Here is a 15615-nt window from a genome sequence, read left to right as displayed (position 1 = left end):
CCTGCGAACGTGACAGACATCGTCCTTCATCCAGCGGAATCGCTGCACGGCCGCCTGCAGCGCGGTCGGGGCTGCGCGGCACGCCGCGCGGCCGGCACACCCGGTACGGGCGAACTCGTCTACGACTGCGTCGTCCACGACCCCCGGTGGGACACGCTCGAAGACCGCGGCCTGTACTACGCGCGGCTGATATGTGACCTCGAACTCGGCCTCGGCCCCCTCGTCGCCCACCTGTTCGATCCGGTGGACCACGACGACCCCGACGAGGACCGGACCAACCTCGCCGTCGACGTCCTGGCCCGGCTGGTCCGGCTCGGCCGGCTGGAGGCGGCCGCTCCCCTGCGCCGATATGCCCGCGAGGGCGGCAACTGGTACGCCGCCCTCGCCGAACTCGTCGAGCTGGACGACCCGACGCTGGCCGAGGGGCTGGACGAGGTCGCCGCGGCCCGATGTGACGACCACGAACTGGCCTGGTTGTGCGGCGTCGACGGCGCGGTGACGCGAAAATGGGCCGCACGCCACCCGCGCATCGCCGCCGCCCGCAGGCCCGAGCTACGCTCGCACGAGCCACGGCCCGCGCTCTCCGGGCGTACCGACGACGACCTGGCCGCCCTCGCCCGCGGGCACGGCGAGGAGGTTACCGCGGCCATCCTCGAACTCGGCCGCCGCCGCAGCCCCCTCGTCCTGGACCTGGCCGAGGAACTCCTGCCGGGCGGCGCCCACGACGGCCCGCTGTGCCGGGCCGTACGCGACCTGGGCGCCCGCGCGCTCCCCCGGGCGCGCGAGTGGACCGCCGAGCGGCGCTCCTACCAAGACGTCGGCATCGACGTGCTCGCCGCGCACGGCACGGAGCTGGACGCGCCGCCGCTGCTGGAGGCGCTGGAGACCTGTCTCGCCGAAGAGGACTGGGACCTGGCGGGCGTGCCCGCCGACGGGCTCGGCCGGCTGCGATCACGCCGGGCGATCCCGCCGCTGCTCCACGCCTGGGAGCACAGCGCGAGCTCCGGACTGCGCGTCCACGTCCTCGGCGCGCTCACCGCGATCGACCCGCACGTGGCCGAGCCGTACCTGCTGGAGGCCCTGTGGGACTGCGAGGACGGCGCGCGCCGGATCGCCGCCGGGGCCGTGCCTCTCGAGGGCGAGGCACGGGACCGGCTGCGGCGCCTGCGGCACGAGGACGCCGAAGAGCCGTGCGTACGCTCCGCGGCCTCCGGCCGGCTGGTCAGCGGCCGACGCTGAGTTCGGAGAGGCGCATGGCGAGGGTGCGGCGCACCGCGGCATTGTGGCCCGCGACCGTCAGCACGGTGTTGCGGATGGCGCGGGCGGCGGCGTTGTTGACGGTGGCGGCGCGGGTCATCCGGTCGGTCATCGCGACCACGCCCTCCGCGACCGGGCGTCGCGCCGCCTCGTAGCCGTCCTCGGCGCCCTCGAGGAGACGCCGGGCGAGCTCGGCGGCGTCCTGGATGCCGGTGTTCATGCCCTGGCCGCCGGCCGGGCTGTGCACGTGCGCCGCGTCGCCGGCGAGGAGGATCCGCCCGGCGCGGTAGCGGTCGGCGATCCGGTGGTGGACGTGGAACCGCGAGCTCCACAGCACCTCCCGTACGCGCGCCGGGTCCGTGCGCGGGCCGCGGGCGTCGAGGAGCGCCTGCACGTCGGCCGGGCCGGGCCGCTCGGGCGCGTCGTCGGCGGTCGCGACGATCCGGTGCCGGCCGCCCGGTAGCGGCGCGACGACGACGAGCCCCTCGGCGCCGAAGAAGAGCTGGACCTCATCGCCCGGGAGGGCCCAGTCCAGGCGCGTGTCGGCGAGCACGAACGTCTGTTCGTAGCCGCCCCCGGGGAAACCGATGCCGGCCTGCTCGCGGACCACGCTGTGCATGCCGTCGGCGCCGACGACGTGGCGGGCCCGGATCCGCTCGCCGGTCGCGGTCGTGACGGTCGCGCCGGTGTCGTCCTGGGCGACCGCGACCACCTCGTGCGGCCGGTGCACCCGGCCGCCGAGCGTGCCGAGCCGGGCCAGCAGCACCTGCTCGGTGACGTCCTGCGGGACCATCAGCGTGTACGGGTGCGCGGTCGGCAGCCCCTCGAAGGGCACGGTCAGCAGCACGCGGTCCCGGTCGCGGACGGTGAAGACCGGCGTGATCACCCCGCGGGCCACCAGCTCCCCGGTGACGCCCAGCCCTTCGAGGACCTCCAGCGTGCGGGCGTGCACGACGGCGGCGCGCGAGGTGTTCGCGCCCTCGGCGGCCCGGTCGAGCAGCACTACGTCGCCGCCCTCCTGGGCGAGGAACGCCGCGAGCGTGAGCCCGGTGGGGCCGGCGCCGACGACCACGACGTCGGCGGTGGCGGGAAGCTTCGGCATCTTGGACCTCCTGAGGCCAACGGTTGATGGCCAACGCTTGTTGGCATTGACTGTACGCGTCGGCATCCTGTTTGCCAACACGCGTTGGCCTACACTCGTTGCATGGCCTTCACGCAGCGCTCGGAGGAGACCCGCACCGCGATCCTCACCGCCGCCCGCCGCCGCTTCGCCGAGGACGGCTACGAACGCGCCACCATCCGCGCGATCGCGGCCGACGCGGGCATCGACCCGTCGATGGTGATGCGCTACTACGGCTCCAAGGACGGTCTGTTCGCGGCCGCCGTCGACGTCGACCTGGACCTGCCCGCCGTCGGCGACCTGCCGCCCGAACGGCGCGCCGAGACCCTCGTACGGCACTTCTTCGCACTGTGGGAGGGCGAACGCTCCAGCGGCGTGCTGACCGTGCTGCTCCGCTCGGCCATCACCAATGAGGCCGCCGCCGAGCGCATGCGGGACGTCTTCGCCGGCCAGGTGGGCACGACGCTCGGCCCGTCGACGGAGGAGGGGACGGTGCGCGCGGCCCTCGTCGCCACCCAGCTGCTGGGCGTCGCCCTGTGCCGCTACATTCTCCGGCTGCCCCAGATCGTCGCCCTGGACACCGAGGCGCTCGTCGCCTCGCTCGCGCCCACCGTCGAGCGGTACCTCACCGAACCGGTCTGATCAGGCCAGGTCGACGACGACCTTGACCTCGTCCTCGCCCTGCTCGAACGCCTCCTGCGCCCGCTCTAGCGGGAGCCGGCGCGTGACCAGGCCGGCCAGCCACGCGTGGTCGGCCTCGCCCAGCGCGTGCACGGCCTGCCGGTAGTGGCGGTGGTTGGCGTTCACCGTGCCGAAGACCACGTCGTTCTGCAGCACGATGCCGCGGTTGAGCGAGCCCGCGTCGACCTCCACCGGCCGTCCCGTCGGGGACACTCCGGTCAGGCAGACCACGCCCGCCGCGGCGTTGTTGGCCATGGCGTCGAGCACCAGCCGCGGCACCCCGGTGGCCTCGATGACGATGTCCGGATCGGCCTTGGCCGCGGCCTCCGGGAGCGACCCGGTGTGGTACGTCGCGCCGAGCGCGGCCACCAGCTTCGGTTTGGGCCCGCGCTCGACCCGGTCCAGGACGTGGACGTCGAGGCCGCGCTGGGCGCCCAGGAGCGCGGCGAGCAGGCCGATCGGCCCGGCGCCGGCGACGAGCACGGAGCGCGGCTCGAACCAGGCGCGCCGCCCGATGTGCTCGATGTGCTCCCACGCCTTGGCCACGACCGTGGTCGGCTCCACCAGCATCCCGACGTCTTCCAGCGACGGGTCGAGGCGTACGGCGTAGTCGGCCTCGACCGTCCACCGCTGCGAGCCGTAGCCGTGGATCTCCTTGATGCCGTGCTCGCGGTAGCGGCCGTTGCGGCACATGTCGAACTCACCGTGCGCGCACGCGCCGCACGGCACCGGGTCGGGCCGCCGTACGATGCCGACGACCAGGTCGCCGGGGTCGAACCCGCTCCCGGCGGGCGCCTCACGGACCCGGCCGAGCGATTCGTGGCCGAGGATGAGACGCTCCTCGCCGGCCGGCGCCCAGCCGTACTGCCCGCCGGCGATCTCCCGGTCGGTACCGCACACGCCGAGCGCGAGCCCGTCGACGAGCAGCTCGCCCTCCCCCGCCACCGGCTCGGGCACCTCCGACACCGCGAGCGAACCGGCCTGGCGCGGCACCACGGTCAGAGCACGCATGATGATCCCCTCCGCCGTCATCATCCCGGACCGTCCGCACGTTAACGGTCCAGGGGTACCCGGGACGGCCGTCTTGGGAGATTCGTGACGTCCGGCCCGGGACCGGCGCGGACCTCCCCCGGGCTCAGGCCGGCGGGTTCGCGCGGATCTCGGTGGCCGTCTGGCCGAACTCCCGCTTCAGGGCACGGCTCAGGTGGCCGGTGTCGTACACGCCCCAGCGGGCGGCGATCGCCGTGGCGGTCCGGTCGGCCAGCGCCGGGTCGCCGAGGTCGCGGCGGATGCGGACCAGGCGCTCGTACCTGACCCACGCGGCGAACGTGGCGCCCTGCCGCCGGAACACCTCGTGCAGGTAGCGCGGGGAGATCGCGAACCGGCGGGCGACGGTCTCGACGCACAGCCCGGGATCGCTCAGCTCGGCGAGCACGTACGCGCGGATCCGGTCGGCCAGGCCGGTCGTCGCGGCGGCGCGTTCGGCCGGAGCCTCGGTGACGGCCGTGACGAGCATGCAGACCAGCGCGTCCGCCAGGTGCGCGGCCGCCGTGCCGGTCAGGTCGCCGAGGTGGTCGGCCAGCCTGGACAGGATCGCGGCCAGCACCGCGCGCATCCCGGACTCGCACGGCTGCGGCCGCGCCGCCTGGCGGCGGACCAGGTCGGCGCCCGCGCCCAGCATGGTCCCGGGTACGACGACGACCACGACGTCACGGGCGTTGATGACCGCCGGGTCGTAGGGCCTCTCGTGGTCGAAGACGACGATGTCGCCCGGCTTCGCCTGGGGTCTGCGCTCGTCGCGTCCGGCCTCCGCCAGGCCACCGTGGTACAGCGCCACCGTGAGCAGGTCGCGGTCGGCGGCGCCGAGCCGGCGTACCTCGTCCGCCACCGGACGCGGCAGGCCACGGACGCGGGCGACGGTCACCTGGCCGGCCCGCACCCTCACCACGTCCGCCCGCGACTTCGGGGACGCGGGCGCGGCTCCTCGCGTACGTGCCAGGACCGATGACACTGAGGGACTCCTTGATCTTCCAGCGCGGCGGGGCGGAGACGACAAAGATCATCATTGGCGGCCGCCGGCGCGCTGCCATCGGTAGTCCTACCGAGTTCGATACCGATCCGGGCTTTCGCCGACGGCCGGAACACCCCGCACTACGATCGACCTCGATTCATCACCCCCCGACGGAGACGAAGGCGAGCACGCGGACATGACGGTGCGTTCATGACCGGGTCCGCGGAGCCCAGCTGGCGGGGCGGGTACGTCCCCGCCGAGCTGAACCGCTTCGTCGGGCGACGTGAGCTCCTCGCGTCCGCCCGCGCGAAGCTGGGCGATCCGCGGCTGCGCCTGCTGTCGCTCACCGGCGGAGGCGGTACGGGCAAGACCCGGCTCGCCGTCCACCTCGCGCACGCCGTCCGCCGGTCCTACGCGGACGGGGTCTGGTGGGTCGACCTCGCGTCCGTGACCGACACGGGCATGGTGGGACGGGCCGTGCTGGACGCGCTGCCCGTCGACGACATCTCCTCCCCGGACTCCGGTGCGGTGCTGACCGCCGCCCTCGCCGGCCGCGAGGCGCTGCTCATCCTCGACAACTGCGAGCATCTCGCGGCGGGCGTCGCCCCGCTGGTGGTCCGGCTGCTCACCCGGTGTCCCCGGCTCCGGATCCTCGCCACCAGCCGCTTCCCGCTCCGCTGCCCCGGCGAGCACCTCCTCGACGTACCCCCGATGAGCACGCCGACCGACCCCGACCACGCCGTGGCCCGCGAGTACGAGGCGGTACGCCTGTTCGAGGAGCGGGCCGCGGCGGTACGGGAGGGCTTCACCGTCGGCGCGGACAACGCGGCGGACGCCGGGCGCCTCGTACGGCTGCTGGACGGCGTCCCCCTGGCGATCGAGCTCGCGGCGCCGCTGGTCCGGTCGATGGCGCTCCCGGAGATCGTGTCCGCGCTGTCGGCGTTCCGGCTCGGCCTCCTGACCGACGGGCCGCACCACCCCGGCCACCACCGGACGCTCTGGCACACCTTCGAGTGGAGCCACCAGCTCTGCTCACCGGAGGAGCGGCTGCTGTGGGCGCGCCTGGCGGTCTTCGCGGGCGGCTTCACCATGGAGGCCGCGGTCGCGGTCGCGGGCGACGCCGGACTCCCGGGCGACCGGATACCGGCGCTCCTGCGCACCCTCGTCACCAAGAGCGTGGTGACCGCCGACACCGATGCGGCGCCCACGCGCTACTCCATGCTGGCGACGGTGCGGGAGTACGGCTTGGAGCGGCTGCGCCGGGCCGAGCCGCCGTTGCCGGACCCGCGGCCGGACCCGTCCGGCGACGAGGTCGCGGCGCGGCGGCGGTTCAGCCGTTACTACGGCGAGCAGGCCACGCGCCACGGCGCCGACTGGTACGGCCCCGACGAGAGCCGTTACCTCTGGGAGGCGGCCCAGGACCTGCCCAACTACCGCGCCATCCTCGACCGGTGCGCCGACGCGACCACCGTCGGCGAGGCGGAGGCCGGGGCGCGGATCGCGAGCGCCCTCACCGCCGTGCGCCTGTGGTTCTTCGCCGGGACGCTCGGCGAGGGCCTGCGTGCCCTGCTGCGCACCGACGAGGCGCTGCGGCGCACCGGCGGCCCGTCCGCCGCGCGGCTCACCGTCCTGGCGAAGGCCGGCTGGATGGCGCTGTGCCTGGGCGAGGACACCACCGCCGCGGAGCTGCTGACGGCCTGCCGGTCGCTGGCGGATCCGGCGGCGTCCGAACCTGGCGGCGAGGCCGCGCTGGCCAACCTGGGGTTCCTCACCGCCGCCGCGGCGATGCTCACCGGCACCGCCCCGGTCGAGCCGCCGACCTTCGCCGCCGTCGGCGCCGATCTGGCCGCGGCCGGGGACGGCGGCACCGTGCCGATGGCGGACCTGCTGGGCGCCATCCAGGCCGCGTTCGCGGCGGACCGGCACGAGGCGATCGCCGTCACCGAGGCACACCTGACCGACGCGCGGGCCCGCGAAGCGCGGTGGACGACCTCCTGGGCGCAGTGGGCGCGCGCCCTGGCCGAACTCCGCCACGGCGAGGCGGAGACCGCCGCGGAGATGTTCCGGGCGGTGCTGCGCGCGCACTGGGACATCGGCGACCGGTGGGGCTCGCTGTGGTGCCTGGAGGCCCTCGGCTGGACCTCCGCGGCCCTCGGACGGCACGAGGCGGCCGCCCCGCTGCTGGGGGCCGCGAGCGCCATGCAACGGCGCATGGGCGTACGGATCGGGCGGCTGAAGCCGTGGGCGGCCGCGCACACCGCCTGCGTCGAGCGGGTACGGACCGCGCTGGGCGCAGGCTACGAGGCCGCGGAACGGCGCGGCGCGGACATGCCGATCGAGCACGCCATCGACATGGCCCTGGGCCATCGGGCCGCGAACAGGGCCGACACCCCGGCGCCCGCCCGTTCCCCGGCGCCGGTGCTCAGCGAGAAGCAGCGCGCCGTGGCCGAGCTGATCGCCGACGGCAGGACGGACAAGCAGATCGCCTCGGCGCTGTTCCTCAGCCCGCGTACGGTCCACTCCCACGTCGGCGCCATCCTGCGGCGGCTGGGCTTCGGCAGCCGCACGGAGATCGCCAAGTGGGTGCTCGAGCAACGCCGCTGAGCCGCCCCGGTGCCGTGGACGACCGGCGACTACGAGGCGGCGGGCCGCGGGCGCCTGGCCAGGACGGTCAGGTGGACGGCGTGGGCCGCGCCGAGCACCGTCGCGCAGATGACCAGGACGAGACCGGCGGTACCCCCGTCGCTCAGGTGCGGCTTCGGAGTATCGGTCGCCGGCTTGGTGATGAGCAGCAACGCGATCAGCGCGGCGACGACGGCGATCGCCGACGGCAGCCCGGCGGACCGCGGCGACGCGAACGCGGCGACGGCGAGCATCGCGACCAGGCCGAACAGCAACAGCACGCCGATGACCGCCGGGCCTCCCCCGGGCCGGCCCGCCATGTCGAACACCGTCCCGTACGTCTGCCGGATGGTGACCGGGCCCGTGTCGACCGTCACGTCGTCGAAGAGCGGCAGGAACGCCAGGGCCAGCGACCCGAGCGCCAGCGTCGGGTAGAACCTGACGTAGCGGTCGACCATCTCATACCCGTCCTGGACGGAGCTCACGTTCTCCGTCATTCCGTGGGGCGTCATCGCACTCTCCTCGCGGAAGATCGTGATGAGCACACTAGAGCTCCGGGCCGACCTGGGCGGCCGGAGTCATCCGGCCCTCAGACGGCCGGCGCCTCGACGGCCTCCGCCTTCAGGGCGGGCGGCGCCTCGGACGGCTCCGGGGTCTCCGGCCCGCCGGCCGGGTGTCCGTCGCGGAGCAGGGTCGCCACGGTCACGGCGACCGCGACCAGAAGGAGCGCGCTGACGGTCGCGGCCACGTGCATGCCGCCCATGAACGCCTCGCGGGCGGAGGTGAGCAGTTCCGCGCCGAGGCGGCCGGGCAGGCCGGCGGCCGCGGTCGTCGCGCCCGCCAGCGTGTCGTGGGTCGCCCGCGCGGCGTCGGCCGGCACGCCCGCGGGGACCGAGACCCGGGACCGGTAGACGGCCGTGCCGAGGCTGCCCAGCGCCGCGATGCCCAGGGCGAAACCGAACTCGCCGCTCGTCTCGTTCAGTGCGCCCGCCGAACTCGCCTTCTCCAGCGGCGCCGAGCCGACCACCAGGTCCGTGCCCAGCGTCACCATCGGACCGGCGCCGAAGTTGGCGATCGCGAAACCCAGCATGACCGCGGCGAGGCCGGACGTCGCGCCGGCCTGGGCGATCAGCAGCAGGCCGCACACCGACACGCCCATGCCGCCGCCGATGAGGTACGCGGGCCGGACCCAGCGCGTGAGATGCGGTGACACCAGGAAGCTCACCAGCGAGCCGCCCACGCCGGGCAGCATGCACAGCCCGGCCGTCAGCGGGGAGAGCCCGTGCACGAGCTGGAAGTACTGGGCGATGAACATCATGATCGCGCCCATGAGCATGGTGCCGAACAACATGCTGCCGAGCGCCGCCCCGAACGCCCGGCGGGCGAACAGGCGCATGTCCAGCAGCGGGTCCTCCAGCCGGCGCTGACGCCGCACGAACACCCACCCGAAGACCGTGCCGGCCACGATGGAGGCGGCCGGGACGACGTGCCAGCCGCTGCGGGCCAGTTCCTTCAGGCCGTACACCAGGGGCAGGATCGCGGCCAGGGACAGGCCGACGCTGGGCAGGTCGATCCGCCCGGCCCCGGCGTCGCGGAACTCCGGCAGCAGCACCGGGCCGAGCACGAGCAGCAGCACCATCGCGGGCACGCCGAGCAGGAACACCGACCCCCACCAGAAGTGGTCCAGCATGACCCCGGCGACGAGCGGGCCGAGCGCCGCGCCGGACATGAAGCAGGCCATCCACACGCTGATCGCCACCGCCCGCCGGCGCGGATCGGTGAACATGTTGCTGATCAGGCCGAGCGTCGAGGGCGCCAGCGTCGCCCCCGCGACGCCGAGCAGCGCGCGGGCGGCGATGAGCATCGCGGCGCTGGTGGAGTAGGCCGCGAGGATCGAGGCGGCGCCGAACCCGGCCGCCCCGATGAGCAGCAGCCTCCGGCGCCCGATCCGGTCGCCCAGCGTGCCCATGGTGATCAGGAGGCCGGCCACCATGAAGCCGTACACATCCATGATCCACAACTGCGCGGTGCTGCCGGCGTGCAGGTCGGTGCTCAGGCGCGGCAGCGCGAGCAGCAGCACGAAGACGTCGATGGAGACGAGAAGGGTGGGCAACGCGAGAACCGCCAGCCCGATCCACTCCCGCTTCCCGGCGGTGGTGTTCATCGAAGGGACTCCGAACGATCCGGCGCCCCGGATGGGCGCTTTCACCAAGGAGTCGGAGCCCGCCGGGCGTTCTCGACACGTCCCCGGCAGAAAAATCAGCGGACCGGGTGGCCCGCCTGCCGCAGGGAGTCCTTGACGTCGGAGATCTTCAGCTCGCCGAAGTGGAAGACGCTGGCGGCCAGGACGGCGTCCGCGCCCGCCTCGATCGCCGGGGGGAAGTGCGCGACCGCGCCCGCTCCCCCGCTGGCGATCACCGGCACGCTCACGACCGCGCGTACGGCCCGGAGCATCTCCAGGTCGAAGCCGGCCTTGGTGCCGTCGGCGTCCATCGAGTTGAGGAGGATCTCCCCGACGCCGAGCTCCTCGCCGCGCCGGGCCCACTCGACGGCGTCGATGCCGGTGCCGCGCCGCCCGCCGTGCGTGGTCACCTCGAAACCGTCACCGGAGCGGCGGGCGTCCACCGACAGCACGACGCACTGCGAGCCGAACCGGTGCGCGGCCTCGCGCAGGAACTCCGGCCGGGCGATGGCGGCGGTGTTGACCGACACCTTGTCCGCGCCCGCCCGCAGCAGCCGGTCGACGTCGTCCACGGTGCGGATGCCGCCGCCGACCGTCAGCGGGATGAACACCTGCTCGGCGGTACGCCGGACCACGTCGTAGGTGGTCTCGCGCTCGCCGCTGGAAGCGGTGATGTCGAGGAAGGTCAGCTCGTCGGCGCCCTCCGCGTCGTACCGGCGCGCCAGCTCGACCGGGTCGCCCGCGTCCCGGAGGTTCTCGAAGTTGACGCCCTTGACCACGCGCCCGGCGTCCACGTCCAGGCACGGGATCACGCGTACCGCGACGCTCATGCGACCTCCCCCGCCGCCGTGCAGGCGTCCACCTCGATCTCCACCAGTATCCGCCCGTCGACGAAGCCCGAGACCTCGACCGTCGTCGCGGCCGGGCGTACGTCCTTGAAGAACTCCGCGTGCGCGCGGCCCACCCGTACGACGTCGGCGGCGGACGCCTCCCACGGCCCGCCCGAGGAGATGCGCCGGATCACGTGGCCACCGCCGCGAGGGCCTCCTGGAGGGTGAACGCGCCCGCGTACAGCGCCTTGCCGACGATCGCACCCTCCACACCGTCCGGGACGAGGCCGGCCAGCGCCCGCAGGTCGTCGAGCGAGGAGACCCCGCCGGAGGCGACCACGGGCTTGTCGGTGCGGCCGCAGACCTCGCGCAGCAGGTCGGTGTTGGGTCCGCGCAGAGTGCCGTCCTTGGTGACGTCGGTGACGACGTAGCGGGGGCAGCCGTCGGCCTCCAGGCGGTCGAGCACCTCCCACAGGTCGCCGCCCTCGCGGGTCCAGCCGCGGGCCGCCAGCGTCGTGCCGCGCACGTCGAGGCCGACCGCGATCCGGTCGCCGTACTCGGCGATGATCTTGCGGCACCAGGCGGGGTTCTCCAGCGCGGCGGTGCCGATGTTGACGCGGGCGCAGCCGGTCGCGAGCGCCGCGGCGAGCGACTCGTCGTCGCGGATGCCGCCGGACAGCTCGACCTTCACGTCGAGCTTGCCGGTCACCTCGGCGAGCAGCGCGTGGTTGGAACCGCGTCCGAACGCGGCGTCCAGGTCGACGAGATGGATCCACTCGGCGCCCGCGCTCTGCCAGGCCAGCGCGGCGTCGAGGGGCTCGCCGTACGACGTCTCGGTGCCGGCCTCCCCCTGGACGAGGCGTACGGCCTGCCCGTCGGCGACGTCGACGGCGGGCAACAGGACAAGCGACATATCTACGACCTCCGGTCGAAGGCGAGCGTGACGAAAACCGGGAGCAGGAACACCGACAGCACGAATACGGCCAGGCGTCCGGTCCACGATGAGAGTGATATCCAGGCCAGCACCTGGACCAGCAGGAACGCCACCACCACGATGGCGTTCTGCTCACGGCGGCGGCGCGCGAGCAGGCCGCCGGGCCGCCCGGAGCGGCGCGGCATCAGGCGGGAGACCCGGGCGAGGCGCGCACGGCGACGTGCCCGGCGGGCGTTGCGACGGTCGTTCTCCGCCGCCGCCCGGGCACGCTCGGCCTCCAGCGCGGCCCGCCGCCGCTGGCGTTCCTTGCTCATGACAGGGTCGAGAGCCAGTTCTTCAGCACCTCGGCTCCGGCGTCGCCGGACTTCTCCGGGTGGAACTGCGTCGCGCACAGCGCGCCGTTCTCCACCGCCGCGACGAAGCGCTCCCCGTGCTCGGCCCAGGTCACCAGCGGCGCCTCGAACCGGCCCGGCTCCAGCTCCCAGCTCCGGGCGGCGTAGGAGTGCACGAAGTAGAACCGCGTGCCGGCGTCCAGGCCGCGGAACAGCACCGAGCCCTCCGGCGCCTCGACGGTGTTCCAGCCCATGTGCGGCAGGATCGGCGCGTTCAGCCGCTCCACCGACCCGGGCCACTCGGCGCAGCCGTCGGTGGTGATGCCGTGCTCGACGCCCTTCTCGAACAGGATCTGCATGCCGACGCAGATGCCCAGCACCGGGCGGCCGCCCGAGAGCCGGCGGCCGATGATCTGTTCGCCGCGGACCCCGCGCAGGCCGTTCATGCACGCGGCGAACGCGCCCACGCCGGGCACGACCAGCCCGTCGGCCTCCAGAGCGGTGTCGAAGTCGGCGGTGACGGTCACCTCCGGGCCGAGCCGGGCGATCGCCCGCTCGGCCGACCGGAGGTTCCCCGAGCCGTAGTCCAGGACGGCGATCTTCGGAGACATCAGAGCGCGCCCTTGGTGGACGGGATGCCGTGCGCCCGCGGGTCGTGCGCGCACGCGTCACGCAGGGCGCGGGCCAGCGCCTTGAACTGCGCCTCCACGATGTGATGCGCGTTGCGCCCGTACGGCACGTGGATGTGCAGGCAGATCGCGGCGTTGAAGACGAACGCCTCGAAGATGTGCCGGGTCATCGTCGTGTCGTAGTCGGGCCCGATCATCGGCGCGATGCCCTCGGGCTCGGTGTGCACGAGGTACGGGCGGCCGGACAGGTCGACGGTGACCTGCGCGAGCGTCTCGTCCAGCGGCACGCTCGCGTTGGCGAACCGCTGGATGCCGGACTTGTCACCCAACGCCTCGCGGAACGCCTGGCCCAGCGCGATCGCGGTGTCCTCGATCGTGTGATGGCTGTCGATGTGCAGGTCGCCGGCGGTCTTGACGGTCAGGTCGAACGAGCCGTGCTTGCCGAGCTGGGCCAGCATGTGGTCGAAGAACCCCACACCGGTGGCCACGTCGACCTGGCCGGTGCCGTCGAGGTCGACCTCGACGCTGACCCGGGTCTCCTTGGTGCCCCGCTCGACTCGCCCGGTGCGCTTCGCCTCGCTCCGCTCGCTCAAAGACTCTCCTTCAGGGCGGTACGGAAGGCCGCCATCTCGTCGGGGGTGCCCACGCTCACGCGCAGCCACTCCGGCGGGCCGACCTCGCGGATCAGCACGCCACGATCAAGAATGCCCTGCCAGACCCGGTGCCGATCGGGGAACCGGCCGAACAGGACGAAGTTCGCGTCGGAGTCGGCCACCGTGAGGCCTTCGCCGCGCAGCCACGCGACCAGGGCGTCGCGCTCGTCCCGCAACGTCTGGACCGCGCCCAGCAGCTCCTCCTGGTGGGCGATCGCGGTGCGCGCGACCGCCTGGGTGACCGCCGACAGGTGGTACGGCAGGCGGACGAGCAGCAGCGCGTCGACCACCGCCGGATCGGCGGCGAGGTAGCCGACGCGCGTGCCGGCCATCGCGAACGCCTTGCTCATCGTGCGGGTGACGATCAGCCGCGGGTTGCCGGGCAGCAGCGACAGCGCGCTCGGCGTGCCCTCGCGCCGGAACTCCGCGTACGCCTCGTCCACGACGACCATGCCCGGCGCGACGCGCAGGACCGCCTCGATCGCCGCCGGCGACAGCGCCGTGCCGGTCGGGTTGTTCGGCGAGGTGAGGAACACGATGTCGGGCCGGTGCTTCTCGACCGCGGCGACCGCGCGCTCGGCCTCCAGCCCGAAGTCCTCGTCGCGATGGGCGTTGATCCACCGGGTGCCGCTCACGGCGGTGATGATCGGATGCATGGAGTACGACGGCTCGAAGCCGAGCGCCGTGCGCTCCGGGCCGCCGAACGCCTGGAGGATCTGCTGGATGATCTCGTTGGAGCCGTTCGCCGCCCACACCTGCCGCGCGGTGACGCCGTTCCCGAGGTAGTCGGCCAGGTCCTTGCGCAGCTCGACGGCGTCGCGGTCGGGGTAGCGGTTGAGCCCGCCCGCGATGTCCGCGATCGCCTCCGACAGGGCCGCGACCAGCCGCGGCGACGGCGGGTAGGGGTTCTCGTTGGTGTTGAGCCGGACCGGCACGTCCAGCTGCGGCGCGCCGTACGGCTCCTGGCCGCGCAGGTCGTCGCGGATCGGAAGGTCGCTCAGCGAGATGGCACTGTCGCTCACTCGGGGATCCCCCACTCGTACCTCGCTTTGAGCGCGGCCCCGTGGGCCGGCAGGTCTTCGGCCTCGGCCAGCGTGACGACCCGGCGGGTCGCCTCGGCCAGGGCCGCCTCGTCGTAGTCGACGACGTGGATACCGCGCAGGAAGGTCTGCACGGACAGCCCGCCGGAATGGCACGCGCAGCCGCCGGTCGGCAGCACGTGGTTGGAGCCGGCCAGGTAGTCGCCGAGCGACACCGGGGAGTACGGACCGACGAAGATCGCGCCGGCGTTGCGCACCCGCGCGGCGACGGCGGCGGCGTCCGCGGTCTGGATCTCCAGGTGCTCGGCGGCGTAGGCGTCGACGACCTTCAGCCCGGCCGCGACGTCGTCCACGAGCACGATGCCCGACTGCCGCCCGGCGAGCGCCGCGGTGATGCGCTCGGTGTGCTTGGTCCGGGCGACCTGTTCGGCGAGCTCGCGCTCGACCGCGTCGGCGAGCTCGGTGGAGTCGGTCACCAGCACGGAGGCGGCGAGGGTGTCGTGCTCGGCCTGGCTGATCAGGTCGGCGGCGACCAGGACCGGGTCGGCGGTGGCGTCGGCGAGGATCGCGATCTCGGTCGGGCCGGCCTCGGAGTCGATGCCGATCACGCCCTTGAGCAGGCGTTTCGCCGCGGCGACGTAGATGTTGCCCGGCCCGGTGACCAGGTCGGCCGGCCGGCAGTCCTCGGTGCCGTAGGCGAACATCGCGATCGCCTGCGCGCCGCCCACGGCGTACACCTCGTCGACGCCGAGCAGCGCGCACGCGGCGAGGATCACCGGGTGCGGCAGCCCGCCGAACTCCCGCTGCGCGGGCGAGGTGACCGCGAGCGAGCCGACGCCGGCCTCCTGCGCGGGCACGACGTTCATGACCACGCTGGAGGGGTAGACGGCCTGGCCGCCCGGGACGTAGAGCCCAACCCGCTCGACCGGCACCCACCGCTCGGTGACCGTGCCTCCGGGCACGACCCGGGTGGTGACGTCGGCGCGCCGCTGATCACGGTGGACCAGGCGGGCACGGCGGACGCACTCCTCCAGCGCGTCGCGCACGGCCGGGTTGAGTTCGTCGAGGGCCCGCCGGATCGCCTCCGCGGGCACCCGCGCGGACTCCAGGGCGACGCCGTCGAAGCGTTCGGTGTACTCCCGCACCGCCGCGGCACCGCGATGTCGCACGTCGTCGCAGATCGGCCGGACCTTCTCCAGGGCGGCCTCGACGTCGAGCTCGGCTCGCGGCAGTACGGAGCGCAGGTCGCCGGGCAGGGACCCGCGCAGATCGATACGGGATATCACCTGATCAGTCTACGAAGGACGCCCGGCGGCCCGGGCGC

Annotated in this window: 16 protein-coding genes; 3 read left to right on the top strand and 13 right to left on the bottom strand. The window is 73.9% G+C overall.

The window, feature by feature from the left end:
* Positions 1-9: 9 nt before the first annotated feature.
* Complete coding sequence (locus ACQEV1_RS19955; protein ID WP_433395128.1) at positions 10-1239, top strand: HEAT repeat domain-containing protein; 1230 nt, start codon at positions 10-12, stop codon at positions 1237-1239.
* Here the strand turns inward: ACQEV1_RS19955 and ACQEV1_RS19950 are convergent.
* Positions 1223-2359 (bottom strand): FAD-dependent oxidoreductase, encoded by a 1137-nt coding sequence (locus ACQEV1_RS19950; protein ID WP_433395126.1) that lies wholly within the window; start codon positions 2357-2359, stop codon positions 1223-1225. The genes ACQEV1_RS19955 and ACQEV1_RS19950 overlap by 17 nt on opposite strands.
* 102 nt (positions 2360-2461) lie before the next feature.
* Between ACQEV1_RS19950 and ACQEV1_RS19945 the strand changes: the two genes are divergently transcribed.
* Entirely contained in the window at positions 2462-3019 is a 558-nt protein-coding gene (locus ACQEV1_RS19945) for a TetR/AcrR family transcriptional regulator (protein ID WP_285616795.1), read from the top strand.
* Here ACQEV1_RS19945 and ACQEV1_RS19940 read toward each other — a convergent pair whose 3' ends face one another.
* Positions 3020-4069, bottom strand: a complete 1050-nt coding sequence (locus ACQEV1_RS19940) for a glucose 1-dehydrogenase (protein ID WP_285616797.1) — start codon at positions 4067-4069, stop codon at positions 3020-3022.
* Between the two features lie 124 nt (positions 4070-4193).
* A complete protein-coding gene (locus ACQEV1_RS19935; RefSeq protein WP_433395123.1) occupies positions 4194-5069 on the bottom strand; it encodes a helix-turn-helix domain-containing protein in 876 nt (291 codons plus the stop codon).
* A gap of 210 nt (positions 5070-5279) precedes the next feature.
* Here ACQEV1_RS19935 and ACQEV1_RS19930 point away from each other — a divergent pair, with 210 nt between their 5' ends.
* Positions 5280-7673, top strand: a complete 2394-nt coding sequence (locus ACQEV1_RS19930; protein ID WP_433395122.1) for an ATP-binding protein — start codon at positions 5280-5282, stop codon at positions 7671-7673.
* Between the two features lie 29 nt (positions 7674-7702).
* On the opposite strand, the gene ACQEV1_RS19925 is transcribed toward ACQEV1_RS19930, so the two are convergent.
* The 10 genes from ACQEV1_RS19925 to hisD form a co-directional block, all read right to left on the bottom strand.
* Complete coding sequence (locus tag ACQEV1_RS19925) at positions 7703-8203, bottom strand: hypothetical protein (RefSeq protein WP_433395120.1); 501 nt, start codon at positions 8201-8203, stop codon at positions 7703-7705.
* A 77-nt stretch (positions 8204-8280) separates the two neighbouring features.
* On the bottom strand, positions 8281-9855 hold the full coding sequence (locus ACQEV1_RS19920; protein WP_433395118.1) for an MFS transporter: 1575 nt from the start codon (positions 9853-9855) through the stop codon (positions 8281-8283).
* Between the two features lie 95 nt (positions 9856-9950).
* A complete protein-coding gene (gene hisF / locus ACQEV1_RS19915) occupies positions 9951-10703 on the bottom strand; it encodes an imidazole glycerol phosphate synthase subunit HisF (protein WP_285616805.1) in 753 nt (250 codons plus the stop codon).
* Positions 10700-10897, bottom strand: a complete 198-nt coding sequence (locus tag ACQEV1_RS19910) for a hypothetical protein (RefSeq protein ID WP_285616806.1) — start codon at positions 10895-10897, stop codon at positions 10700-10702. The genes hisF and ACQEV1_RS19910 overlap by 4 nt, the downstream gene beginning before the upstream one ends.
* Entirely contained in the window at positions 10894-11616 is a 723-nt protein-coding gene (priA, locus tag ACQEV1_RS19905) for a bifunctional 1-(5-phosphoribosyl)-5-((5-phosphoribosylamino)methylideneamino)imidazole-4-carboxamide isomerase/phosphoribosylanthranilate isomerase PriA (protein ID WP_285616807.1), read from the bottom strand. Before priA ends, ACQEV1_RS19910 begins: the two co-directional genes overlap by 4 nt.
* 2 nt (positions 11617-11618) lie before the next feature.
* On the bottom strand, positions 11619-11951 hold the full coding sequence (locus ACQEV1_RS19900) for a hypothetical protein (protein WP_433395115.1): 333 nt from the start codon (positions 11949-11951) through the stop codon (positions 11619-11621).
* Positions 11948-12580 (bottom strand): imidazole glycerol phosphate synthase subunit HisH, encoded by a 633-nt coding sequence (gene hisH / locus ACQEV1_RS19895; RefSeq protein ID WP_285616809.1) that lies wholly within the window; start codon positions 12578-12580, stop codon positions 11948-11950. Before hisH ends, ACQEV1_RS19900 begins: the two co-directional genes overlap by 4 nt.
* Complete coding sequence (gene hisB, locus ACQEV1_RS19890; RefSeq protein WP_285566451.1) at positions 12580-13191, bottom strand: imidazoleglycerol-phosphate dehydratase HisB; 612 nt, start codon at positions 13189-13191, stop codon at positions 12580-12582. The genes hisH and hisB overlap by 1 nt, the downstream gene beginning before the upstream one ends.
* Positions 13188-14273 (bottom strand): histidinol-phosphate transaminase, encoded by a 1086-nt coding sequence (locus ACQEV1_RS19885; protein WP_285616811.1) that lies wholly within the window; start codon positions 14271-14273, stop codon positions 13188-13190. The genes hisB and ACQEV1_RS19885 overlap by 4 nt, the downstream gene beginning before the upstream one ends.
* The gene (gene hisD, locus ACQEV1_RS19880) at positions 14270-15577 is read right to left on the bottom strand and encodes a histidinol dehydrogenase (protein WP_285616813.1); all 1308 of its coding nucleotides are present in this window, start codon (positions 15575-15577) and stop codon (positions 14270-14272) included. Before hisD ends, ACQEV1_RS19885 begins: the two co-directional genes overlap by 4 nt.
* Positions 15578-15615 lie beyond the last annotated feature (38 nt).

The sequence above is a fragment of the Actinoallomurus sp. CA-142502 genome, from assembly GCF_050936355.1.
Taxonomy (GTDB): domain Bacteria; phylum Actinomycetota; class Actinomycetes; order Streptosporangiales; family Streptosporangiaceae; genus Actinoallomurus; species Actinoallomurus iriomotensis.
The sequence above is the reverse complement of the archived record's forward strand: the minus strand, read 5'-3'. Positions and strand labels throughout refer to the sequence as shown.